The 25,778-nt window shown below is 31.3% G+C and carries 23 protein-coding genes; 5 read left to right on the top strand and 18 right to left on the bottom strand.

What is annotated here, in order from left to right:
- Nucleotides 1–50: 50 nt before the first annotated feature.
- Entirely contained in the window at nucleotides 51–1,100 is a 1,050-nt protein-coding gene (aroB, locus tag J3U20_RS00770) for a 3-dehydroquinate synthase (protein ID WP_160543227.1), read from the bottom strand.
- A 24-nt stretch (nucleotides 1,101–1,124) separates the two neighbouring features.
- Complete coding sequence (locus J3U20_RS00765) at nucleotides 1,125–1,829, bottom strand: zinc metallopeptidase (protein ID WP_105297737.1); 705 nt, start codon at nucleotides 1,827–1,829, stop codon at nucleotides 1,125–1,127.
- Nucleotides 1,830–1,955: 126 nt separating this feature from the next.
- Here J3U20_RS00765 and J3U20_RS00760 point away from each other — a divergent pair, with 126 nt between their 5' ends.
- A complete protein-coding gene (locus tag J3U20_RS00760; RefSeq protein ID WP_160543226.1) occupies nucleotides 1,956–3,080 on the top strand; it encodes a GNAT family N-acetyltransferase in 1,125 nt (374 codons plus the stop codon).
- A gap of 237 nt (nucleotides 3,081–3,317) precedes the next feature.
- On the opposite strand, the gene J3U20_RS00755 is transcribed toward J3U20_RS00760, so the two are convergent.
- The 9 genes from J3U20_RS00755 to J3U20_RS00715 form a co-directional block, all read right to left on the bottom strand.
- Nucleotides 3,318–4,094, bottom strand: coding sequence for a succinate dehydrogenase/fumarate reductase iron-sulfur subunit (locus J3U20_RS00755; RefSeq protein WP_105297739.1), 777 nt, complete (start codon nucleotides 4,092–4,094; stop codon nucleotides 3,318–3,320).
- Between the two features lie 21 nt (nucleotides 4,095–4,115).
- Complete coding sequence (locus J3U20_RS00750; RefSeq protein ID WP_160543225.1) at nucleotides 4,116–6,131, bottom strand: fumarate reductase/succinate dehydrogenase flavoprotein subunit; 2,016 nt, start codon at nucleotides 6,129–6,131, stop codon at nucleotides 4,116–4,118.
- A gap of 22 nt (nucleotides 6,132–6,153) precedes the next feature.
- Complete coding sequence (locus tag J3U20_RS00745) at nucleotides 6,154–6,840, bottom strand: succinate dehydrogenase cytochrome b subunit (RefSeq protein ID WP_160543224.1); 687 nt, start codon at nucleotides 6,838–6,840, stop codon at nucleotides 6,154–6,156.
- Between the two features lie 195 nt (nucleotides 6,841–7,035).
- Nucleotides 7,036–7,878: an energy transducer TonB gene (locus J3U20_RS00740; RefSeq protein WP_160543223.1), complete on the bottom strand. Its 843-nt coding sequence runs from the start codon at nucleotides 7,876–7,878 to the stop codon at nucleotides 7,036–7,038.
- Nucleotides 7,879–7,893: 15 nt separating this feature from the next.
- Nucleotides 7,894–8,430: a biopolymer transporter ExbD gene (locus J3U20_RS00735; protein ID WP_160543222.1), complete on the bottom strand. Its 537-nt coding sequence runs from the start codon at nucleotides 8,428–8,430 to the stop codon at nucleotides 7,894–7,896.
- Between the two features lie 36 nt (nucleotides 8,431–8,466).
- Nucleotides 8,467–9,078: an ExbD/TolR family protein gene (locus tag J3U20_RS00730; RefSeq protein WP_105297743.1), complete on the bottom strand. Its 612-nt coding sequence runs from the start codon at nucleotides 9,076–9,078 to the stop codon at nucleotides 8,467–8,469.
- Nucleotides 9,079–9,159: 81 nt separating this feature from the next.
- Nucleotides 9,160–9,975: a MotA/TolQ/ExbB proton channel family protein gene (locus J3U20_RS00725; protein WP_160543221.1), complete on the bottom strand. Its 816-nt coding sequence runs from the start codon at nucleotides 9,973–9,975 to the stop codon at nucleotides 9,160–9,162.
- 210 nt (nucleotides 9,976–10,185) lie between these two features.
- Complete coding sequence (gene coaD / locus J3U20_RS00720; protein ID WP_105297745.1) at nucleotides 10,186–10,647, bottom strand: pantetheine-phosphate adenylyltransferase; 462 nt, start codon at nucleotides 10,645–10,647, stop codon at nucleotides 10,186–10,188.
- A 2-nt stretch (nucleotides 10,648–10,649) separates the two neighbouring features.
- Nucleotides 10,650–11,630, bottom strand: a complete 981-nt coding sequence (locus J3U20_RS00715; RefSeq protein WP_160543220.1) for a D-alanine--D-alanine ligase — start codon at nucleotides 11,628–11,630, stop codon at nucleotides 10,650–10,652.
- Nucleotides 11,631–11,767: 137 nt separating this feature from the next.
- Here J3U20_RS00715 and J3U20_RS00710 point away from each other — a divergent pair, with 137 nt between their 5' ends.
- The 4 genes from J3U20_RS00710 to hemN all read left to right on the top strand — a co-directional run bounded on the left by J3U20_RS00710 (nucleotide 11,768) and on the right by hemN (nucleotide 16,481).
- A complete protein-coding gene (locus tag J3U20_RS00710; protein WP_160543219.1) occupies nucleotides 11,768–12,772 on the top strand; it encodes a PASTA domain-containing protein in 1,005 nt (334 codons plus the stop codon).
- 22 nt (nucleotides 12,773–12,794) lie between these two features.
- Entirely contained in the window at nucleotides 12,795–13,847 is a 1,053-nt protein-coding gene (locus tag J3U20_RS00705; RefSeq protein WP_160543218.1) for an RluA family pseudouridine synthase, read from the top strand.
- A gap of 214 nt (nucleotides 13,848–14,061) precedes the next feature.
- The gene (kdsA, locus tag J3U20_RS00700) at nucleotides 14,062–14,880 is read left to right on the top strand and encodes a 3-deoxy-8-phosphooctulonate synthase (RefSeq protein WP_160543217.1); all 819 of its coding nucleotides are present in this window, start codon (nucleotides 14,062–14,064) and stop codon (nucleotides 14,878–14,880) included.
- Between the two features lie 236 nt (nucleotides 14,881–15,116).
- Nucleotides 15,117–16,481, top strand: coding sequence for an oxygen-independent coproporphyrinogen III oxidase (gene hemN, locus J3U20_RS00695; protein ID WP_160543216.1), 1,365 nt, complete (start codon nucleotides 15,117–15,119; stop codon nucleotides 16,479–16,481).
- Nucleotides 16,482–16,970: 489 nt separating this feature from the next.
- Here the strand turns inward: hemN and J3U20_RS00690 are convergent, their stop codons facing one another.
- The 7 genes from J3U20_RS00690 to fabD form a co-directional block, all read right to left on the bottom strand.
- Nucleotides 16,971–17,108 carry a multidrug transporter gene (locus J3U20_RS00690; RefSeq protein WP_105297751.1) on the bottom strand — a complete coding sequence of 46 codons (138 nt, stop codon included), beginning with the start codon at nucleotides 17,106–17,108 and terminating at the stop codon, nucleotides 16,971–16,973.
- A gap of 340 nt (nucleotides 17,109–17,448) precedes the next feature.
- Nucleotides 17,449–18,339, bottom strand: a complete 891-nt coding sequence (locus J3U20_RS00685) for a hypothetical protein (protein ID WP_160543215.1) — start codon at nucleotides 18,337–18,339, stop codon at nucleotides 17,449–17,451.
- A 130-nt stretch (nucleotides 18,340–18,469) separates the two neighbouring features.
- Nucleotides 18,470–21,088: a valine--tRNA ligase gene (locus tag J3U20_RS00680; RefSeq protein ID WP_160543214.1), complete on the bottom strand. Its 2,619-nt coding sequence runs from the start codon at nucleotides 21,086–21,088 to the stop codon at nucleotides 18,470–18,472.
- A 193-nt stretch (nucleotides 21,089–21,281) separates the two neighbouring features.
- Nucleotides 21,282–22,532 (bottom strand): ABC transporter permease, encoded by a 1,251-nt coding sequence (locus tag J3U20_RS00675; RefSeq protein WP_160543213.1) that lies wholly within the window; start codon nucleotides 22,530–22,532, stop codon nucleotides 21,282–21,284.
- A 31-nt stretch (nucleotides 22,533–22,563) separates the two neighbouring features.
- Nucleotides 22,564–23,793 (bottom strand): ABC transporter permease, encoded by a 1,230-nt coding sequence (locus J3U20_RS00670; protein WP_160543212.1) that lies wholly within the window; start codon nucleotides 23,791–23,793, stop codon nucleotides 22,564–22,566.
- A gap of 10 nt (nucleotides 23,794–23,803) precedes the next feature.
- Nucleotides 23,804–24,499, bottom strand: a complete 696-nt coding sequence (locus J3U20_RS00665) for an ABC transporter ATP-binding protein (RefSeq protein WP_105297756.1) — start codon at nucleotides 24,497–24,499, stop codon at nucleotides 23,804–23,806.
- 371 nt (nucleotides 24,500–24,870) lie between these two features.
- Nucleotides 24,871–25,758, bottom strand: a complete 888-nt coding sequence (gene fabD / locus J3U20_RS00660; RefSeq protein ID WP_160543211.1) for an ACP S-malonyltransferase — start codon at nucleotides 25,756–25,758, stop codon at nucleotides 24,871–24,873.
- Between the last annotated feature and the right edge of the window lie 20 nt (nucleotides 25,759–25,778).

Genomic DNA, 25,778 nt, shown 5'->3' with positions numbered 1-25,778 from the left:
TAATTTCATAATATTTTCTCAATTGATTAATTAAACCATATTCAACCTTCTTACTCTATATATAAATAAATTGCCTCTTTAATAAGTTCTTTTTCCACAGAAATATCATAAACTGCTTGTCCTATTTTTTCCAATAAAACAAATTTAATTTCCCGGTTCACATTTTTTTTATCGTTTTGCATGAATGAAAAAATATCATCAAAATAGTCTTTCTTCAGATTTAATTTAGGATACAAAGAGGAAATATATAGCTTAATCTCTTCGTATTCGGGATAAGAAAGAAAGCCTTTTTTCATGGAAATATAACTTTCTACAATCATTCCCATGGCTACCCCTTCTCCATGCAAAATAGGGGTGTTATTTTCTAAAAAGAAACTTTCTACTGCATGACCTACGGTATGACCAAAATTTAATATTTTCCTTAATCCTGATTCGGTAAAATCATTTGAAACTACTTTCTTTTTTATTTCAATACTGGATTTTATCAATGGTTCTAAATAATCGGGATTTCTATCATCTAAGCGAATTATTTCTTCCCAGTATTTTTTATCTGCAATTAGTCCGTGCTTAATAATTTCTGCAAAACCGCTTAAAATTTGCTCAGTAGGAAGCGTAGTAAGGAAACCAACATCTACGTGAACTAATTGAGGTAAAACAAAGTTACCTATTTGATTTTTATGACTGCCTAAATCAACGCCCGTTTTTCCTCCAATGGAAGCATCCACCATTGCTAAAAGTGTGGTTGGAATATTTATGAAAGGAATTCCTCTCTTGTAACAGTTTGCTACAAATCCTCCCATATCCGTAAGTACTCCCCCTCCAACATTTATCAGTAAGGCTTTTCTATCTATTTTGAGTTCTGTTAAAGCCTCCCATAAATTTATACATATATATAAATTTTTATTATGTTCTCCTGAATCAATTTCCAAAATTTCAATTTCAGCAGAACTTTCAATTTCAGTAATAATTTTCGGGTAACATAGCTCATGCGTATTTTCATCCACCAAAAAAACTATTTTGGAAGGTTGATAGCTTTGAATATACTTATTGATTTCTCTGATTCCTTCAACTCCGTAATATATAGGATTTATAAAATTCATAACTCGTTATGATTGGCTTATTAGTTAGTCATTTCTTCGATTATTTCCTAAAAATATCATGACGAAATAAATTAATTGAGCTAAAGACCCGGCAGCTGATACTAAATAAGTTCTTGCTGCCCATTTCAAAGCATCTTTACATTCATCATATTCACCGGGTTGAACGACATGATTATTTTCTAACCACTTTAATGCTCTGTTACTGGCATCATATTCTACCGGTAAGGTGATAAATGCAAAAAGGGTAGTTATGGCAAATAAACCTATTCCAACTCCTAATACAATCGTATTTCCTGAAAACACCATAATAGCTAACCCTGCTAATAATACCCATTGTAGAAATTTAGAACTAATACTAACTATGGGAACTAGTTGGGAACGTAATTGTAACATGGAATATCCAACGGCATGCTGTACGGCATGTCCGCATTCATGAGCAGCAACCGCTGCTGCGGCTGTAGACCGCTGGTTATAAACACCTTCAGATAAATTGACGGTTTTATTTACCGGATTGTAATGATCTGTTAACATTCCGGGAGTTGATGTAACTTTAACATCGGTTATTCCATTATCTCGTAACATCTTTTCTGCAATTTCTTTTCCGCTCAAACCATTGGATAACCTTGTTTTGGAATATTTTTCAAATTTTGATTTTAATTGTCCTTGGACAATCGTACTTACTATGAAAATAATTGCTGTTATTAATAAATAAATGGGATCGTTTACCATAATTGTTTAAATTCTTTATAGACTTATTATTCTTGTAAATTTTAAAATTAATTTATACTAAGTATATTTGCTAAAATTATAACTTTTTAGTTGTAAAACCAAAAAGACTTGTAAATCTAACAGTACATGAACAAAATTAGTATTAACGAGGTTATCACGAAATCAGATTTAAAAAATTTTGTAACATTTCCAACTAAACTCTATAAGAATAATCCTTATTATGTACCGGCGCTTATTTCTGAAGAAATGGCAATTTTCGACGAAATTAAAAATCCTGTTTTTGAATTTTCAACATGTAAAAAATTTCTTGCCTACAGGGATAATGAAATCGTTGGAAGAATTGCTTTGATTATCAATAAAAATGAGGAAAAATTTTCCGGAATAAAGAAACTACGATTCGGTTGGTTTGATGTTATAGATGATCTTGAAGTTACCAAAAGACTTTTAGATAAAGCTTATGAAATGGCTGAGGAAAAGGGTATTCAACGAGTTGAAGGACCGGTTGGTTTTACTAATCTTGATAAGGCGGGATTTTTAAGTAAAGGATATGATAAATTAGCTACTATGATTGGTATTTATAATTTTCCTTATTATCATGATCATTTTAAAAAATTAGGTTTTACTGAAGCTAATGAATGGGTTGAATTTTACATTGAAGTAGTTAAAGAATTACCGGATAAAGTTATTCGGTTCTCCGACTTATTAAAGCAAAAATATAAATTAAAATCTTTACAGTTTAAAACGAAAGATGAATTAATTGAGCGAGCGGATGAAATTTTTAAATTGTTAGAAGATACCTACAAGGTTTTACCCACTTATGTTCCCTTTTCAGATAAGCAAATACAATATTATAAGGAAAAATACATTCCATTTATAAATAAGGATTATGTCATCTGTATTGCAGATGAAAGTAATAATTTAGTGGGTTTTGCCATAACCATGCCTTCCTATTCCGTAGCCTTACAAAAAGCGAAAGGGAAATTATTTCCATTCGGATGGTATCATTTACTTAGAGCTTCCAAAAATAATGACTGGGCTAATTTTTATTTGATAGGAATCCATCCCGATTATCAAAAGAAAGGAATTACTGCCATTGTATTGAAAGAATTCTTTGATTTATTTAACAATAAAGGTGTTAAATATTTGGAAACTAATCCTGAATTAGCAGATAATAAAAGTATTCAATTATTATGGAAAGATTATAATCCTATTAATCATAAAAGAAGGAAAACATATTATAAGGAAATATAATATTTTCAATTTATTTGAAATTTTACCAAAGGTAATTCTGAATTATAATAATTATGAAAGATTATTAACGTTTACGGATCAATTAAGCTCGTAATATATCTTTATTTTTTTTGGGATAAATAGTTTTCGGGTTAGTATTGATATACAATGTTAATATAGTAGATGAGATTATAAAATAAAAAAACAGTTCGAAACGTACGCTTCGAACTGTAAATTATACTTAAAAATATTTGACAATTATTCTGCCTTAATATCATTTACAATACTGGCATGTAAAAATTCTCTGTTCATTCTGGCTATATTTTCAAGAGAAATTCCTTTAGGACATTCAACCTCACAAGCACCTGTGTTGGTGCAGTTACCAAATCCTTCTTCATCCATTTTTCTAACCATATTTAATACCCTGCGGGTAGCTTCTATTTTACCTTGAGGTAATAATGCATATTGAGAAACTTTAGCAGAAACAAACAACATGGCTGATCCATTTTTACAAGTAGCCACACAAGCTCCACAACCAATGCAAGCGGCTGCAGCAAATGCTTTATCTGCTTTTTCTTTTTCAATTGGTATCGCATTAGCATCAATTGTATTTCCTGAAGTATTCACAGAAACAAATCCTCCGGCATGTTGAATTCTGTCAAATGCAGTTCTATCAACAATTAGATCCTTAATTACAGGAAAAGCTGCTGATCTCCAAGGTTCAATAACAATAGTGTCTCCATCATTAAACATTCTCATGTGTAATTGACAAGTGGTTATTCCTCGATCCGGACCATGAGCCCTTCCATTTATATATAGTGAACACATTCCGCATATTCCTTCACGACAATCATGATCGAATGCAACGGGTTCTTTATCTTGTTCTACTAATTGCTCATTTAGCATATCTAACATTTCTAAAAATGAACTTTCAGTAGATACTCCTTCTAATTTATATTCTTCAAATTTTCCTTTTTGTCCCCTACCTGCTTGTTTCCAAACTTTTAGTGTTAGGTTTAATAATTTTCCTGCCATTTTTTTATTTTTATTTACAGGTTATTTATAATTTCTTGCTGCTATTTTAATGTATTTGTAATTTAGATCTTCCTTATGCAGAATTTCTTTATTTAAATCTTCACCATTATACTCCCAAACGGCTACATAAGAATATTCTTCATCATTACGCAGCGTTTCACCGTCTTCTGTTTGGTATTCAATTCGGAAATGTCCTCCGCATGATTCATTTCTATTTAATGCATCCATGGCCATTAATTGACCTAATTCTAGGAAATCTGCCACTCTACCCGCTTTTTCAAGTTCCATATTAATTGTATTATCGGAACCCGGTACTTTAACATCTCTCCAAAATTCTTTTCTGATTTCTTCTATTTCAGAGATTGCTTCTTTTAATCCTTTTTCATCCCGAGCCATACCTACTTTGTTCCACATGACACGACCTAATTTTTTATGGAAATAATCAACGGTTTTAGTTCCTTTATTGGTTAGAAAATGTTGAATTCTATCTTTGACTTGTTTTTCAGCTTCTACGAATTCCGGTAAGTCTGTTGATATCGGTCCGGTACGTATATCATCGGCCAAATAGTCAGCAATAGTATACGGCAAAACAAAATACCCATCGGCTAACCCTTGCATTAAGGCTGACGCTCCTAAGCGGTTAGCTCCATGATCAGAGAAATTAGCTTCACCCGTTACAAAACAACCCGGAATGGTACTCATTAGGTTATAATCGACCCAAATTCCTCCCATAGTATAGTGCACTGCAGGATATATTTTCATTGGAGTTTCGTATGGATTATCACCTGTAATTTTTTCATACATGGTAAATAAGTTTCCATATTTTTCTTCAACTACTTTTTTTCCTAATTTAATAATTTCTTCTTGTGATGGATTGTGAATATCCAGCTCATTTGCTTTTTCTTTACCGTATTTTACAAAAGATGAAGAAAAATCCAAATAAACTCCTTCTCCGGTAGCATTATTTTCGATTCCGTATCCTGCATCACATCGTTCTTTTGCTGCACGTGAAGCCACATCTCTTGGAACTAAATTTCCAAAAGCCGGATATCTTCTTTCCAAATAGTAATCCCTGTCTTCTTCAGCTATTTCAGTAGGTTTCAATTTTCCTGCACGTATAGCTTGTGAATCTTCAATTTTTTTAGGTACCCAAATTCGCCCGTCATTTCTTAAAGATTCTGACATTAGGGTTAATTTGGATTGTTGATCTCCATGAACCGGAATACAAGTCGGGTGAATTTGTGTAAAACAAGGATTACCAAAGGCTGCCCCTTTTTTATGTATTTTCCAAACTGCTGTTCCATTCGATCCCATCGCGTTGGTTGATAAGAAAAATACATTTCCATATCCTCCTGAACCAATAACAACCGCATGAGCAGAGTGTCTTTGTATTTCTCCGGTAACCAGATCTCTGGCTATAATTCCTCTAGCTTTTCCATCAACCACTACCAGATCAAGCATTTCATGTCTATTAAACATTTGTAAACGCCCTTTACCTATTTGTCTGTTCATTGCGGAATAAGCACCTAGTAATAGTTGCTGTCCGGTTTGTCCTGCTGCATAAAAGGTTCTTTGTACCTGTGTACCCCCGAATGATCGGTTATCTAATAGTCCTCCATATTCTCGTGCAAAAGGTACTCCTTGTGCCACACACTGGTCTATGATTGAATTGGAAACTTCAGCTAGTCTGTATACGTTTGCTTCTCTCGCTCTGTAATCTCCTCCTTTAATTGTATCATAAAATAATCTGTAAACGCTGTCGCCATCATTTTGATAATTTTTAGCTGCATTGATCCCTCCTTGAGCTGCAATGGAGTGCGCACGTCGCGGGGAATCTTGATAACAGAAAGCTTTTACATTATACCCCATCTCTGCTAACGATGCTGCTGCTGCACCTCCCGCTAATCCTGTACCTATTACAATTATATCTATTTTTCCTCGGTTATTGGGCGCAACCAAACGCATATGATCTTTATGATTTTTCCATTTTTCATGGATATCTCCTTCCGGTATTTTTGATTCTAATTTTATACCCATAATAGTATTTTCTTAAAATAATTTAAATTAAACCATTGCCTTTGAAGTAAAAATAAATTGCAATTGCGGCAAATCCAACTGCGATAAATATAAAATATGCTTTTCCCAGTATTTTAATAACAGGAGTATAAATTTTATGATTAAATCCAACTGACTGGAAAGAAGATGCAAATCCGTGACTTAAATGCAATCCTAAAAATATAAAAGCCAAGACGTATATTAAGGTATATACCGGACTTTTAAATAATTCTGTCACTAATAAATAATCATCTCCTACTGTACCGAATTTAATGGGAACAAAATAATTATAAAGGTGTAATAATAAAAATATTAAAATTAACAACCCTGTATAAATCATAGTTCTTGAATTAAAAGGAGTGTTTGCTGAAAACTGATTTACGGCATAACGTTCTTTTCCTCTTGCTTTTTGATTTCTGGAAGTTAATATAATACCTAAGAAGATGTGATAGATAAAGCCAAAAGCCAGTACATATTGCATGATCTGGATTAAGGGATTAGTTGCCATAAAATGTGACGCCTGATTAAAAATCACTTCTTCTTTAGGCAATAATTTTCCTTCATTATCTGTATTACCTGCAAATAGAGTTAAATTTATTCCTAAATGCACCAGTAAAAAAATCATGAGAAAAAAGCCTGTTAAAGCCATCATAAACTTTCTTCCTATGGAGGAAGAGTAAAATCTTGTCATAATACTTTAATGTTTAATTTTGGAATACAAATTTAAAAAACGTCTAACCCTGTGTGTTATGACTTATATCACCTTTCGTTCTTTTAGAATGCATCTAAATAATTTATTTCATCCGTATATAATTGTATATAAAAACAAAAAAACTATCTCTTTCTAAAAGAGATAGTTTTACTATTATTGTAAATAATTATAAAATTATTGTGGCAATCTGAATGCTACGGGTACTCTAAAATAAGATCTTACCGGTTGATTATTTACTTTGGCCGGAGTCCACATTTTACTGGTTTTCTTAATAGCTGCAATAGCTACTTCATCTAACCCGTCACCCAATTTTTTACCGGCAACCTGAACATCGGTTACGCTACCGTCTTTTTCTACCACGAAACGTACGGTTATTTTCCCTTCAGTTCCATTATCTATTGCTCGATCTGTATATTCCATATAACGGGCAATAAATTTACTTACTTCTTTCAATCCTCCTCCTTTAAATTCGGCTTCTTGATCTACTTGAGTAAATACTTTGTTAGGATCTGCTGGAGGGATTGGCGGTGGTGGTGCCGGAGGTACATCATTTTTAGGTCCATGAGATATGGCTGCATCTGTTGTATTTTTTCCCTCTTTATCTTCTAATCCAATTGCCTTGTCTTTGGTATCTTGAACTTTAGGAACGGTTTCTTCTTTAACCACAACCTTTTTAGGTTCAGGGATAACCATTTTTACTTGAGCCACTTCATCTTGCTGTACGGGTGGTGGCGGTGGCGGTTCATCTTTAGGTTCAAAGATTTCTTCTTTTTCCTCTTCAGGAGTTTGTATATCCGTTAATTCAATATTTACCGCCTTTTGTACTTCTCCGCTGTTAGCTTGCCATCTGTTATAAAAATATAATAACAAAACGAATGCAATAAAGATAGCCGTTCCTATAATAAATGCTCTTGTCAGATATTTTCTTTCTGTATTTCTTATCCAATAGGCTCCATAGTCTTTATTTTTATGTTCAAAAACTATGTCGTCTAAGGACTTCATATTATTTTCTGCCATTCTTTTAATTTTTCGTTAGTTATTAACTTTTTCTTTATATACTGCTTTTTCTTTTGAAGAAAGCTCTTTAATTCCGTATCGATCAGAATTAGTAATTTCCATTTCATCTAATATATCCACCAAGTTCTTATAACTTGAATCATCGGTAGGTTTTATAATCACAGTGAATTTATTTTGATCTGCTTGTTTCTGAGCTCGTAATATTTCTTTACGTATTCCTTCTTTTGAATAGTCGGATTCCATCAGAGTGGAAGCATTTAAATCCTGTTGTTCCTGTTGATGCCAATATATTTTATCGTCTTTTCCTAAAATTATAGTTAACGAATTCTTTGTTTTAATTTCAGGAATATTAGAAGGGGGGATTTCAACCTTGGGTGGCATGTTTAAATGCATGATATTCGGTTTACTGAATGTGGTTGTAAACATGAAAAATGTAATTAAAAGGAAACCTAAATCACACATCGGTGCCATATCCACATTAAGGTTCATTTTTTTAGCCCTTACCTTTCCATCCCCTTTTCCACTATTACTTGTATCTACGCCTGCTGACATATTTTTCTTTTTCGTTAATGGGTTAATTTAATTACATTATTCCGGTTTACTTTCGGCTGACGTAATTAATTGAAATTTATTCATATTCTTCTCCTGTAATCTAGATAAAAGATTTTTAAATACAGGATATTGCGTATTAACATCACCTTTGATCCCTAAGTCTAATGAATCGCCATTTTTCTTAGCTATTTCTCTAGCTTCAAAAACCCAATCGGTAATTTCAGGTTTTGCACTGTCTGCCGGTATTCCCTGAACTTTTACAGATTCTCTTTGTCCTTCCGGAATATTTAAATATTGCTTAAGACCGGTTATTGATACCCCGAAATCCGTTAATTTTTTAAATTCGCTTTTTTCTCTATCCGTAAAATTGATGCCATACTTCTTTCCCATTGCATCGAGCAATTGAACTTTGTATTTTTCCTCATCCATTGAGAAATAGTATTTTCCATCTGAAGTTATAGATATCTTCATCATTCCATGATCTCTGACTTTAATTTGAGATATAGATGAAGGCGGATCAATGGTTACCGTTTCTTTAGGCTTAAATTGTGTTGTCAAGATAAAGAACGTTAACAGCAACCACGCCAAATCACTCATTGGCGTCATATCTATGTGTATCCCGTGTCTTTTTGGTTTAACTCTTGCCATATTATTTTTTAAGTTTTTAAAATAATTTTTAATCTTATCTTTTTAATTTTCTTTACTCTTTAAAGAAAATTAGAAACTTAATTAATGGTGAGCAGAAAAAGACTGTTGAATACTTAAACCTATTTCATCAATTTTGAAAGTTAAAGTATCTATTCTTGATGTAAAATAGTTATAAGCAATTATAGCAAGTGCTGAAGTACCAATACCTAATGCAGTATTTACTAAGGCTTCAGATATACCTACTGATAAAGCAGCTGCATCCGGAGACCCACCTCCTTCACCTAAAGCAAAGAATGCTTTGATCATACCGATTACGGTTCCCATTAAGGCAACTAATGTACCGATTGATGCTATTGTTGCTAAAATAGTCATATTTTTCTCAAGCATTGGCATTTCCAATGAGGTAGCTTCTTCTAATGTTTTGTTTAATGAAACTAATTTTTGTTCTTTATCTAAAGTTGTATCATTAGCTAATGCTCTATATGAAATTAACCCTTCTTTTACTACATTTCCTATAGAACCTTTTTGTTTATCACATAATGAAATGGCATTATTGATATCGTTTTTATCTAATAATACACGGATATCATTTACAAATTTTGTTAAGCTGTCTGTTCCTTCCGCTTTTCCAATGATAAAAAATCTTTCAATTGAAAATACGATAACCATAAGTAAAAAGGAAATCAAAAAAGGAACAATCACACCCCCTTTATGGATAATACCCATAAACGTTTTAGGGTCGCTATCGGTAGTATCACCTTTAAAATTTGAAGGTGCACCTAGTACAAAGTGATAAATGCATTCTCCTATAGCTATTAAAATAATGATCGTAATAAAAGGATTTAATCCTCCTACTCTAGTCTTTGAATTTGTTTGGGTTAATTGTTGTTTTTCCATCTGATATATAAATTAATTTTTTAACTATTCGTAAAAATATCACGTAAAATAAATACAAAAAAATTAACTAAGCAATAATTTTTATCTAAGTTTTACTAGATATTATTAACATTCCTCCTTCATTAATCGAACTTTATTTATTTTAAGAATATTGATTTCACAAAAAATCTTAGCAGCCGTTCTTAGTTATATATTATTTTAATAATAAATTCATATTCTAACTGCTTTTGGCACTAATATTTCATAATCTCCGTTATATCTCATTATTTCTCTTACAATGCTTGAACTTATGAAAGATTTTCCGGATGATGTTAAAAAGAATACGGTTTCTACAGATTTTTTTGCCAATGTGCGATTGGTATGTGCTATTGCTTTTTCAAACTCAAAATCTGCTGGATTTCTAAGACCTCTAATAATATAAGGAGCTTTTCTTTTTGCACAATAATCAATCGTAAGCCCATCAAAAGAGTCAACTTCTACATTAGGAAATATTTTAACTGTCTCACGTATCCATTCCATTCTTTTTTCTAAGGGAAACATATATTGTTTATTGGAATTATTTCCTATGGCAACAATAATTTTATCGAATAATGGGACAGCTCTTTCAATTATATTTGAATGTCCTAAGGTAATTGGATCAAAAGAACCAGGAAATACTGCTACTCTTTCCATGTTTATTTATTTTCAAATCTTTGTAATGCAATTGAAATTTCGTTGTCTAATAATTCCGAAAAATCCAACCCTGCTTGTTTAACTTGTTGTGGAAATATACTGGCCGGTGAGCATCCGGGAGTTGTATTAATTTCTAAGAAATAGGGAGTTCCATTAACTATTATGAAATCTAATCTTGAAAACCCGGTCATATCTAAAGATCTGTATATATGGGCTGCAGCCTCTCTTATTCGTTTATCTTCTTCGTCTGAAAGAGGGGCGGGAGTTATTTCTTCTGATGCTCCCAAATATTTGGCTTCGTAATCAAAAAATTCATTTTTTGAAATTATTTCGGTTGTATTTACTACAACCACTTCTCCTTGATTTTTAAATACTCCTACTTGAACTTCTCTACCTTCTAAATAACTTTCTATCAATACGGCTTTATCTTCTTTAAATGCAAAATCTAAGGCTGTTAAGAAATCTTCCTTTTTTTTCACTTTTGATACTCCTAAACTTGACCCCGACTGATTGGGTTTTACAAAACAAGGCAAACCTACTTCTTCAATAATAGAATCAACATCTATATGATCTCCTTTATTTAAATAAACTGAGTTGGCTACCGATACATTAAATTTTTTAAGTACGGATAAAGTATCTCTTTTGTTAAATGTTAATGCAGAATTATAAAAAGAGCATCCTGAATAGGGAATATTCAGCAATTCCCAATATGCCTGCATCAATCCGTTTTCACCCGGATTTCCATGTATTGTATTTAACAACACATCAAAATGGATTTTTTTTTCATTTAACTGAAAACTAAAATCTCCTTTATTTATAGGATATGATTGATCATTTATAATGACATTCCATCCGTCTTTTAAAATGGTTATTTTAAAGACAGTATATTTAGATTTATTTATTTGAGAATAAAAATAATCACCGCTTTTTAAAGAAACGTTACTTTCTTCAGAATAGCCTCCCATTACAATTCCGACTGTCATCATAAAATTTCAATTATTATAATAGTAATTAATTATTTATTGTTATTTAGAGTTAGAACGTACAAAATTAAACATATTTTTAACTAATAAACCATAATATTTTTATTATTTATATATTTGCTTTGTAAAATGTAAGTATGAAATTCTTAAAACTGTTAGGATCTTGGCAATTTTGGGTCAGCATTATTCTAGCTATAGTAATATTTTTTGGACTTTTACAAGGAACCTTTCTATGGTTGAATGCTTACACAAATCACGGTGTTCAAGTGGAAGTTCCTAATTTAAATAATTTAACTCTGGATCAAGCAGTAGTTAAGCTTGAAGATAATGACTTGGAATATGAGATTGATACTTCTAAGTATGATCCTAAATATAAATCATATCAAATTCTAGATATATATCCTCTAATAGGTTCGCATGTTAAAAAAGGCAGAAGAATATTTATTCGAGCCAATGCCAAAACATGGAAACCTGTAACGGTACCCAATGTTATCGGAAAATACAAATACTTAGCTTTCAGCCAATTAGATTTAGTTGGATTAAAAGTTACCGATACGATTTATGAACCAAGTTTGGCAACAAATACGGTTCTAAAACTATTATATAAAGGTAAAGAAGTACAACCGGGTTTAACGTTACCCCGTTTTTCTCCTTTAACTATTGTATTGGCAAAAAGCCTTGCCAAAAATGTTTCCGTACCTAATTTTATTGGTTTAAATGAAGAAACAGCCAAGAAACTGATTACAGAAAACCTGTTTTCAATTGGTAATATAACTTATGATGATCCTGCCAAAACAGAAAACAATCGTGTTTATTATCAAGTGCCTGCTCCTTCATTTATTTATGATCAAGGTCAACCCATAGATTTATATCTTAGTGATAAACCTTTGAGTAGTTTACGAGAAAAGATCAGAGAATTGGATCAAACTTTTAACATTCATAAATATTCCGATTCTTTGAACTCTGTTAATTATTCTCATGATATTAGTAATTCTTCTAACCATCATCAAAATATTCCTTCTTCTAACGAAACTACTAACACTACTAATAATAGTTCTAACATTCAAGAAAATTCGGCTCAACCTGTTCATCTTCCAAAAGATGATGCTCCGAAAAAACCTAAGAGAGTAATATTGGAATAGTTAGGATAGATTTATAAATATTATGGAAAAGCAAGATATATTAGATACTGATCAGAATAATGATGCGGATGAATTATATGAACATTTTAAAATCACTGTAGACAAAGGTCAAGGTTCCGTACGTATTGATAAATATCTTGTAAATTTAATAGAAAATTCTACAAGAAATAAAATTCAAAAGGCTGCTCTTGCCGGTAATGTTTTAGTTAATAATATACCTGTAAAATCTAACTATAAGGTTAAGCCTAATGATATCGTTTCCATTGTTTTAGCACATCCTCCTCGTGATACGAGTATTGTTCCCCAAAATATTCCTATAGATATTATCTATGAAGATGAAGATTTGTTGGTGGTTAATAAGAAAGCCGGAATGGTGGTACATCCCGGATTTGGAAATTTTGAAGGCACCCTAGTTAATGCTTTGGCTTACCATTTTAGTACTCTTCCCTATTTTCAAACAGACTTAGACAAGCGTCCCGGACTAGTTCACAGGATTGATAAAGATACTTCGGGATTATTGGTAATTGCTAAAAATGAATTTGCGATGAATCATTTAGCTAAGCAATTTTTTAATAAGACTACTAAAAGGGTGTATAATGCATTAGTTTGGGGTAATTTTGAGGAAAATGAAGGAACAATAAACGGTCATATAGGACGCGATTTGAAAGACCGTATGCAAATGGCTGTTTTCCCTGATGGTTCTCATGGTAAACATGCGGTAACCCATTACAAGGTTTTAGAAAGATTCCGTTATGTTACATTGGTTGAATGTCAACTTGAGACCGGAAGAACTCACCAAATTAGGGCCCATATGAAATACTTAGGGCATATTCTTTTTAATGATGAAAGATACGGAGGAAACATTGTTCTAAAAGGAACTACTTTCACAAAATATAAACAATTTGTTGAAAATTGCTTTCAAGTTCTTCCGCGACAGGCTTTGCATGCTCGTACCTTAGGTTTCGTTCATCCAAGAACAAAAAAAGAAATGTTTTTTGAAACTGAATTACCTGATGATATGAAACAGGTGATAGAAAAATGGAGAACTTATATTCATTTCAATACACCGCAATAAATTTTAGCTAAATTGTTAAATTGGTATTTTTAAATCATTTTCATAAAAATTATAAGTGTTTTTATACAATTTTACATCTTTTAATTAGTATATATTTTTTATAAATAATCATTTTTTATTGGAAAGTAATTTCATTTCAACCTTTTATAAAAGTGATCTATCGGTAATTTCTATGGATCATAAATATATACTAAATTTGTAAAAAAGTTTCCTCATGAAAAACAGCTTATATTCAATTCCTAAAATAAAAAATACAACTACTAATAATTTCACTTTAATTGCAGGACCTTGTATTATTGAAGGTGAGCAAATGGCTATGGATATTGCCGGAAAAATTGTTGAAATTACTGATAAATTAGGTATTCCTTATATCTTTAAAGGTTCTTTCAAAAAGGCAAATCGATCAAGAGTTGACAGCTTCACCACGATTGGAGAGCAAAAATCTTTAGAAATTTTAAAAAAAGTTGGTGATACATTTTCAATACCCACCACTACCGATATTCATGAAAACGAACATGCTCAATGGGCTGCAAAATATGTGGATGTATTACAAATTCCTGCTTTTTTGGTTAGACAAACCGATTTGTTAGTTGCGGCTGCAAAAACCGGAAAGTATATTACCTTAAAAAAAGGTCAATTTTTGTCTCCAGAAGCCATGCAATTTGCCGCTCAAAAAATTAAAGATTCAGGAAATTCCAACTATGCAATTATTGATAGAGGAACTTCTTTTGGATATCACGATTTAATTGTAGATTACAGAGGAATACCAACTATGAGGAACTACGCTCCTGTAATATTAGATGTTACGCATTCATTACAACAACCCAATCAAACAACCGGTGTAACGGGAGGAAGACCCGATATGATTGAAACTATTGCTAAAGCAGGTATTGCCGTTGGTGCTGATGGAATTTTCATTGAAACTCATCCGAAACCTGAAATTGCCCTTTCCGATGGTGCAAATATGTTAAAACTGGATTTACTGGAAAACTTGTTGGAAAAATTGGTAAAAATAAGAAAAGCCATCAGTTAGTATTTGGGTAAAAAAATGGTTTAAATTTAATTCAATATAAATCAATCATTTCATATCTTTTATTGATTATTATTGTTTTTGACATTTTTTTTAATTAATTTTTTATCCTGGGTTTACCTTCTTAATAAATTTTAAATAACTTTATTGGTTTGATTTATAAATACATAATTCAAAGTAATTGAATTATGTAAATCATATATTTTGTTATCAATAAATTTGCAGTAACGAAACGAAATATGCAAAATAATACTCTTATACAAAAATATAATGTACCCGGTCCCAGATATACCAGTTATCCTACGGTACCCTATTGGGATGAAAAAAATTTTTCTTGTGAAAAATGGATTCAAACGCTACAAAAATCTTTTTTAGAAAGTAATAAAAGAGAAGGCATTAGTTTGTATATTCACCTTCCTTTTTGTGAAAGTTTATGTACTTTTTGTGCGTGCAATAAGCGTATTACTAAACAGCATAATGTTGAGTTAGTATATATAGAAACTCTTTTAAAAGAATGGCAGTTGTATCTAGCTTTACTGCCTGAAAAACCCGTTATAAAAGAATTACATTTAGGAGGTGGAACTCCCTCGTTTTTTTCTCCTGAAAATCTAACGTATTTATTAGAAAATATTTTCTCAAAAGCAGAAATTCATTCGGAAAAAGAATTTAGTTTTGAAGGGCATCCGAATAATACCACCCGTGAACATCTTCAATCCTTATACAATCTCGGATTTAGAAGAGTAAGTTTTGGAGTTCAAGATTACGATCCTAAAGTACAACAAGCGATACACCGTATTCAACCCCTTGAAAACGTTAAAAAAGTAACCGATATAGCTCGAGAAATAGGATATGAAAGTATAAGCCATGATCTAGTCTTTGGGCTGCCTTTTCAAAATTTAAATAAAGTGAAGCATACCATCAAGATGACCGAAGTAATGCAACCCGACAGAATTGCATTTTATTCTTATGCTCATGTTCCGTGGATTAAAGGTGTAGGACAAAGAGGTTTCAAAGATGGGGATTTGCCAAGCGGTGAGGAAAAAAGAGAATTGTATGAAAAAGGTAAAGAGTTATTGGAAAATATGGGATATTTTGAAATCGGAATGGATCATTTTTCCTTAAAATCAGATTCTTTGTACCAATCCATGCTAAATAGAAAAATACATAGAAATTTTATGGGATATACTTCCTCTTCCACTCAAGTAATGATCGGATTAGGAGTTTCTTCGATTTCAGATAATTGGTATGCATTTGCTCAAAATGTAAAAACTATAGAAGAATACTACCAAAAAGTTAATAATCAAGAACTTCCTGTTTTTAGAGGGCATATCTTAAGTGAGGAAGATTTATTTATTAGAAGACACATACTTAATTTAATGTGTTTGTTGGAAACCCGCTGGGAAGATGGAATTATTCAAAAAAATTATCCTGAAATCATCGAAAGATTACGAGAGTTTGAAGCAGACGGTCTTATTGAATTATCGGAAAATTCTTTAGTTATAAAAGAAAATGGTCGTTCGTTTATTCGTAATATTTGTATGGCTTTTGATCTGAGAATGATGAAAAATGCACCTCAAACCAAATTATTTTCTATGACGGTTTAATCTTTAAATCTTTTGATTTGATTTATTTTACTATCTACGAATTTTAAGTAAATATATATCGCATTCAATATATAGTTAAATTGCGTAAAATTTATTTTTAAAGGGCTCATATATAAGTCCTACATTATACTGTATAGATTAATTGATTGAATTATAATTTGTTATATACTATAAATTAGCAAATAAAGTATTCAAAAAAATAGCTCACATTAATTAATGTGAGCATTAACTGTACTATAACTAGTTTCGAAAATTATAAGATTATAGTATCGGAATACTACTAATTATTATTTTATCTATTACTTTTGCCATAACTATTTATGCAAACTAACTATTAATGAAATTTTGTAATAATCAGATAGTTTCAATATATAAAGGTTTGATTTTTCCACGTTACTAAGGAAAAATGAATAAATTTTCATTTAATAAATGCAACATTTGCATAATTTATTAATTAGATGACAAAAAAGATAAAGGCAAAATTAACTATTATTTTTTCTTAGTTCTGGGTCTAACCCGATCAGTCTCCCTTACTGTAGTCTTAGGATTTTCTTCAGCATATTTTTTAGTGGTGTAGTGTCCAGTTTCGGCATCTCTGTACCTTACTATTTTTTTTTCTTTAGCCATAGTATTAATTTTTGTGATTTATAGGCAAAGATAAAATAATTTTTAAAAATAAAGCATATATTTTCATTTTTTTATCTTCTATTACTTTGAAAATATAGAAATTTATTTTCACTAAATATAGTATTAGATTTTATTTTTAATATAAAATGAAAAAACTGATTACAAGGATAAATACAGATAGAAACATCTATTTTTTTATGAAGGTATAACTTTGAGGATTATTAATTTGAGCATTAGCAACCTTCTATTTAAATTAAAAGATATAAAATTATGGATTATAAAATGATATTAAATAAAACCATCTTCAGTTATAAATTTAAATCAAAAAATATTATTTAAACTAGAGTTCATCTTCATTGAGAATATATAGCGTGGGTTTAACATGAAAGAGCGAATAATTCATTTCTTCAGCGGTTATATATATTTTGGAATCTGTTACGGCAATACCTTCTGTTTGACCGATAGCAGCAGTTAAACCGATCAAGGTTTGTTTGGATTTACCATTAAAAAAATTATGATTATCGAAATCATAAAATTTCCATACATAGGCTGCTTCTTTGGTATATCCTATCAAATATAATGTATCATGGTGTATGTCTGCTCCGGTTACTAAACATTCCGTATTAAAAGTTTCTATCTTTTTTGCAATTTTAGATTTTGATACAGAAGTTAAATCTATTTCGTAATGAGCGGTATGAAAATCTCCCCATCGTTTAGTAAATAAATGAAGCTTATTTTTATAATAAACAAATGCTTCGCAATCAAAGTTTGTCTTAAAGTTTCCTTTGTTTTCATAATCTATTTGATCTTCGAACGTAAATTGAAACTGATCGACTATAGTTATTTCTTTTAAATTTGTTGCATTGGTAGGTAAAACTACTTGATATACAGTTAAATCTTTGCGAATTCCTAAATTATTTCCAAAATCACCAATAAAAAGAGTATCTCCTTTACGTGCCAATTCTTCCCAATCAACATTTTTAACTCCTTTGATTTTTATCGTTTCTACTATTTTTCCATCCAGGGTGCTTAATTTATATATTTCGGCTTCTCCTCCGCTGTCGTTACAGGTATATAAGAAATCATTATAAAACTCAAGTGCAGAAGTTTCCTTGATTTGAGACGACAATATATATTTTTCGGGATATTCGGATAAGTCTAATATATTTTTTTCTACCTGACTATATAAAACTATTGAAACTAAACAAAAAATAAGGCTAAGTAGTTTCATCATACGTTCTCAGTATTTATTAATTGATAGGACTTGTACTATTTACTTATTAATTCAAATAAATCATTTATAAATGTTTCAATAGTTTTATTTCTTTCTGTAAACTAAAATTTGATAAAAATAGCTAGTCTTATAACTTTTTTAAGCTCTCTTTTAAAATAGTTAATTTTTCCAGTGTATCAGATTGCTTCTTTCTTTCCATTTCGACTACTTTTTGAGGAGCTCCATTCACAAATTTTTCATTAGAGAGTTTTGCATTTATGCTTTTTAAAAATCCTTCTAAATAAGCAATATCTTCCAATATTTTTGCTTTTTCTGCTTCTGTATCTATTGTTTGTGTAAAAGGTATGGCAAATTCCAATTTACCAACTAAAAAAGTATATGATGGCTCATTTTCATTCAGTTGATCCTTTATTTGTGAAATATTAGCTAATTTTTTTATGGTAGCAATATTTTCCAATTTATCGGATGATTTAACTATAAGCGTTAATGATTCTTTGGGTGAAAGGCCTTTTTCAGAACGGAAATTTCTAATACTTGAAATAATTTCTTTGGTTACTTCAAAATCGGATATAATGGATTCATTATATGCGTTTTCAGAGACTGTGGAAGTGATAATAAGGCTTTCTTGTATTTCTCTTTTTTTAATTGTTTGCCAAATCTCTTCAGAGATAAATGGCATGAATGGATGAAGCAATTTTAACAGGTCTTCTAAAATCGCTATTGTTTCTATATAAGTTTTTTCATCTATATCTTCACCAAATGGGGGTTTAACAGCTTCTAAATACCAAGAGCAATAGTCATCCCAAATGAGTTTATAAATATTCATTAATGCATCGGAAATTCGATATTTTTCAAAATCTCCATTTATTAAAGTAACTGTTTTAGCTATTTTATTTTTTAGCCAAGATATAGCTTCTTTACTTTCAATGGTTTGAGGTTTTGATGAATCTACATTCCAAGATTGTACTAAACGGAAAGAATTCCAAATTTTATTTGAAAAGTTTCTCCCTTGTAAACATAAATCTTCATCAAACATAAGATCATTTCCGGCAGACGAACTTAATAATACCCCTACACGTACACCATCTGCTCCGTATTCTTCAATCAATTTTAAAGGATCCGGAGAATTACCGAGCTGCTTAGACATTTTCCTTCTTAATTTATCTCGTACAATTCCGGTGAAATAAACGTTAGAAAATGGTTTTTCATTTCTGAATGCATATCCTGCCATTACCATTCTGGCAACCCAGAAAAATATAATATCCGGTCCGGTAACTAAATCTTGGGTAGGATAATAATAATTAATTTCTTTATTGTCCGGTTCATTGATTCCGTTGAAAACTGAAATAGGCCATAACCAGGAAGAAAACCAGGTATCTAAAACGTCTTCTTCTTGTCGTAAGGTTTCAGATGTGATGGATGAGTTTTTTTCTTGAGCTAACTTTAGAGCCTCTTCTTTTGTTTCTGCAATTACAAAATCGTTTTCGCCTTCTCCATAATAATAAGCAGGTATTCTATGGCCCCACCAAAGCTGACGTGAGATATTCCAATCATGAATGTCTTCCAACCAATTTTTGTAAGTAGTAACGAACTTATCCGGATACAGTTTAAGCTCTTCATTTAATACTGCATCAAGAGCCGGTTTAGCAAAATCCTTCATTTTCATAAACCACTGTACCGATATTTTAGGCTCAATAACTGCTCCGGTTCGTTCAGAAGTTCCCACTTTATTTACATAATTTTCTTCTTTTTCAAGAAGATTTTTTTCTTTAAGTTCTTTAGTTATTTCCTTACGAACTATGAATCTGTCTTTTCCTTTATAATGCAATCCATTATCATTTAGTGTTGCATTATCATTAAAAATATCAATGGTAGCTAATTGGTGCTTCTTGCCCAAGTTATAATCATTGACATCATGAGCAGGAGTTATTTTTAAAACTCCCGTTCCAAATTCCATATCTACGTATTCATCCTCAATGACCGGTATTTCTCTGTTACAGATCGGTACTATAACTTTCTTTCCTTTTAAAAATTGATAACGCTCATCATTAGGATTTATACAAAGAGCGGTGTCACCGAATATAGTTTCCGGCCTTGTGGTAGCTACGATTACATAATGGTCTTCATGAGCTACTTTATATCTCAAAAAATATAGTTTTCCGTTATGTTCTTTATAAATTACTTCTTCATCGGATATATTGGTTTTCGCTTCCGGATCCCAATTAATCATCTTGTTCCCTTTATAAATATATCCTCTATTATAAAGATCCACGAAACATTTAATTACTGAATTATATAGATCGCCGTCAAGGGTGAATTTTGTACGATCCCAATCACAAGAACAACCTAATTTTTTTAATTGTTCTAATATGATTCCACCATGTGTGTGAGTCCATTCCCATGCATGTTCTAAAAACTTTTCTCTTCCTATGTCAAATTTACTAATTCCCTGTTCTTTTAGCTTGTTAACTACTTTGGCCTCAGTGGCTATGGAAGCATGATCTGTTCCGGGAACCCAGCAAGCATTATATCCCAACATTCGGGCACGTCTTATTAATACATCCTGAATTGTATTATTAAGCATATGTCCCATGTGTAATACACCGGTTACATTAGGAGGAGGAATTACAATAGTATACGGTTTTTTCTCATTCGGTTCTGAATGAAAAAAGTGGTTATCCATCCAAAATTTATACCATTTATCTTCAACATTTTTAGGAGAATATTTTGCTGTAATTTCTGACATGAATTCTTATTTTTTGAGAATGACTACAAAGGTAGTATTTTATTAAAATTTTTTAAAAAAATTATATCACTAGATATAAAAATAGGATTTTCATAATTTGAAAATCCTATTGCATTTGCTTTTGTGTTTTATCACTTATCTGATTTTTTAGATAAAGTCATAATTTCCAAAATTAAACTATTTTATATGACTGTTATTCTGTTCGTAAAGCCTCAATCGGTTTTATTTGTACTGCTCTTTGAGCGGGTATAAGTCCAATAAACAAACCTAAACTTACCATTAAAAACAAGGCTGCTAATACGTTCCAAATATTTACGGTTGGATTATAGAACGGAAATTTAGGATTGGCATCTCCCATAAATGAACTCATTCCTATTAAAAGTAATACTCCTAATATAAAACCGAGTAGACCGGAAAAAACAGTTAAAAACACACTTTCCATAAGTATTTGTGATCTTATCTCACCCGGTTTGGCTCCTAATGCTCTTCGAATACCTATTTCCAGGGTTCTTTCTTTCACCGTTATTAATAAAATATTGGAAATAGCAACTACTCCGGCAAGAATGGTTAAACCTCCCACAAACCAAGTAAGTATTTGCAATCCTTTTAAGAAATTGGTTAATTTTCTAAAGTTCTCAGCAAAATTCCAAGCACCGAAAGCCTTTTCATCTGTAGGAGCTACATCGTATTTTTTTCTTAAAGCTGTTTTGATCTTTTCTTCGACCACATTAACATTGTATTGTGGTTTAATGGAAATTACCATCCAATTTACTTTATCTCCTTGATTGTATATTTTCTGATAGGTATTGAAAGGAATATATACCACATCTTCCGGTAAAAATCCAGAATTTGGATTTCTGTAAACTCCAACTACTTGAAAATAAATTCCGTTAATTTTGATATATTCACCTATAGCATTTTCTTTATTATTGAATAATTGTTCATAAACCTCTTTACCGATTATCGCAACCTTTTTTTTCTGAACATCATCTTCTTCATTTAGTAATCTTCCTGTAATCAATTGTTTCTTTTGTACTTTAGATACCGAAGCAAAATCACCAAATACGGTGAAGTTTTTACTTTTATTTTTTCTGTTTATAACACTTTGTTCTGAGGAAGCAGCATTTCTAGGTACTACAAAATCAATTTCAGGAACTTGTTTTTTCAAATATTCTACATCATCCAAATGTATGGCTAACTCCCTTCCTCTCGGGTATCCTTTATAGGGTTCGCCTGTAGATCCACCCCAAAGAAATATACTGTTGGTTGCATATCCGTCAAATATTTTATAAAAACCATTTTCAGCACCTTTAGCAGCTCCTAAAAGAAATACATACAAAAACATTCCCCATGCCACACCGATCATTGTTAAAATGGTGCGCAACTTATTTTTGCTGAGAGTATGGTAAATTTCAACCCACGTTTCTCTATCTAAAATTTGCATTTGTATAAGATATTAAATTTCAATAAATAGTTTAATCTGAACTTAAGGCTTCTATAGGTTTTATTTTTGCAGCTTTTCTTGCCGGAATAAATCCTGCTACCGTACCAAAAGTTATTAAGGATACCGTTGCAAAAATTAATAATTCTTTACTTACCGAAGGATCTACTATAAGATAGGTGGAAAGATTATTACCTATAAAATAAAGAGCCAAACTACCTAAAATAACTCCTGAAATACCGGAAATAACTGTAATGAAAATAGATTCTTGCAATATAAGCCAAACAATACTGAACGGTTTTGCTCCTAAAGCTTTTCTAATTCCTATTTCTTTTGTCCTTTCTTTTACGATATAAACCATAATATTACTAATACCGATAATTCCGGCCATAATGGTACCAAATCCTATAAACATAACCAAAGAAGAAATCACCGTGAAAAACGAATAGGTATCTTCCATATTTTGGGCTCTGTTTCGAATAACTAAACCGGTTTTATCCGTAGGAGAAATTTTAAGTTTGGAGCGTAAAGTTCTCTCAATCTCATCTCCTAATTTCACAGCTACGCTAGGTTTCATATCCGATAGATAAGCCACATCTATCTGGCTTACATGATCCGTACTTTTTTTGAGACTTTGTAAAGTGGATATAGGGATGTAAATTATTCGTTCATCATTATCCCCTCCTTCATCGTAGAATATACCAACCACTTTATAATTGATTCCGCCTACATTTATATATTTACCTAAGGCCTTTTCATTTTTAAAAAGATCTTTTTCAACCAATCGACCTATAACGGCAAATTTAGTTTTGTTTATTATATCTGATTGATTTAAAAAACGTCCTGATGTAATAATGGCTTTTTCAATATATTGCTTATCCGGGTAAGTTGCCTGAACTGTATAGATTCCTGAAGATGTTCTGTAAGTAACATTTTCAGGCTGTGTGATGGTAGCTGTTTTAAACTCTAAATTTTCATCAAATTCTTTCTTTACAAGTTCAAGATCTTCATTTTTAAGAGTAACATCCCTGTTTTGTTGTAAACCTAAATATGCTTCGGTTGCTTTTCCCGGAATAATATTAATTGTACTGGAAGAATCCAATATGAAGGCTTGTGAAAAGCCATTTTTTAAACCATTTCCAAAACCGAAAAGTATAATGAAGATAAATAATCCTAATGATATTGTAAAACCCGAAAGAAAAGTTCTTAATTTATTTTGCTTGATGGAATAAAATATTTCCTGCCAGCGATCTATATTAAACATAGTTAATAAATTATACTAAAACTTCTTGATTAATAAATTCATCCCTTTCAATTATACCATCTTTTAAATGAACTACCCTTTTGCATTGTTTCGCCACATCGGGTTCATGTGTAACTATTAAAATAGTTTTTCCTTCGTTATTAATTTTTTGTAAAAATTTTATTACGTCATAAGTGGTTTGACTGTCAAGTGCTCCTGTAGGTTCATCGGCTAAAATAACTTTAGGATGTGTTACCAATGCGCGAGCAATTGCCACCCTTTGTTTTTGTCCACCCGACAATTCATTAGGCATATGATCTGCTCTATCATCCAATCCTACCCTTTTTAAATATTCCATGGCCCTGGAATTTCTTTGAGAACGTTTTACTTTTTGATAATATAAAGGAAGTGCGACATTTTCCATAGCATTTTTAAAGCTTATCAAGTTAAAGGACTGGAAAACAAAGCCTAAAAATTTATTTCTATAATCTGCTGCTTTTGATTCGCTTAAATCTTTTTCAATTTTAACCCCATCCAATAGATATTCTCCTTCGTCAGCGTAATCCAATATTCCAAGAATATTTAATAAGGTAGATTTACCTGATCCGGAAGATCCCATAATAGCAACCATTTCTCCTTCTCCTATTTCCAGATTAATTCCTTTTAATACATGTAATTTATTATGACCTATGTCATAATACTTATGTATGTTTTTCAATGAAATCATGTCGTTTGCAATTGTAGTTACTAATTTGTATAATTTAACTACTAAATGTTACAGATTACCGCAAAATCGAAACAGTTTATTTAATATATGTTTAACATTTTATATAAACTAAAAATGATCGATAAATTAAATTTAATGTTTAATTCTAGCTTTTCTAAAGCAAATTAATTATATCCGTATAAACCTCTAATGAATTTTTGTTTAATCTGTTTTAAAAATTTTTATAAACATAAATTCTAAATAGTGATATTATATACAGATTTAAAATCTTTTTGTTTAAAAAAAAGTTAAAGTTTTATCGTTAAAAAATATTCGTCATAAAAAAAGAGATCTTATATAAGATCTCTTCTTTATATTCAATTAAATTTTTTTTAGTTGGAAAGTGAGGAAACTTCAACGGAACTGTCAATTTTTTTTATTAATCCTTGTAAAACCTTTCCCGGACCGGTTTCTGTAAATACCGAACAATTATCCTGTATCATATTACGGATTATTTTTGTCCAGTTTACCGGAGAGGTCAATTGTTTAATAAGATTTTCTTTTATTTCCTCAATATTGGTAACTGCTTTACTGGTATAATTCTGATATATTGGGACACTAGGTGTATTGAATTTAGTTTTAAGAATAACTTCTTCTAATCTTTTTTCGGCACTCTTCATAAGTGGTGAATGGAAAGCCCCGCTAACGGGCAGCAAAATTGCTCTTTTAGCCCCTTTTTCTTTTAAAGTTTCACAAGCTTGTTTAACTGCTTCTGTGTGCCCTGATATAACCAACTGCCCCGGACAATTATAATTTGCCGGAACTACAATATTATTTTCAGAGGAAATCTCCTGACATACCTTTTCAACAGCTTCATCATCTAAACCTATAACCGCTGCCATCGAAGAAGGATTTTCTTCACAAGCTTCTTGCATCGCCAAGGCTCTTTCGTAAACTAATTTTAAGCCGTTATCAAAAGACAGGACTCCATTTCCAACTAATGCAGAAAATTCTCCTAAGGAATGCCCTGCTACCATTTCAATTCGGGCATTTTCATTAACTTTAGCAGAAGCTATGGAATAGATAAAAATTGCAGGTTGAGTTACTTTTGTTTGTTTTAGTTGTTCTTCGGTTCCCTTAAACATGATATCAATGATATTAAACCCTAATATATCATTAGCAGAGTTCATCATTTCTTTAATATCAGCTCTGCTCTCATATATTTCTTTTCCCATGCCTGGGAACTGAGAACCCTGTCCGGGAAATACTAATGAATTCATTAATTTTTTTTAATATTAAG

The sequence above is a fragment of the Apibacter sp. B3919 genome (assembly GCF_026537405.1).
GTDB lineage: Bacteria > Bacteroidota > Bacteroidia > Flavobacteriales > Weeksellaceae > Apibacter.
This window is presented reverse-complemented; position numbering and strand designations above follow the sequence as displayed.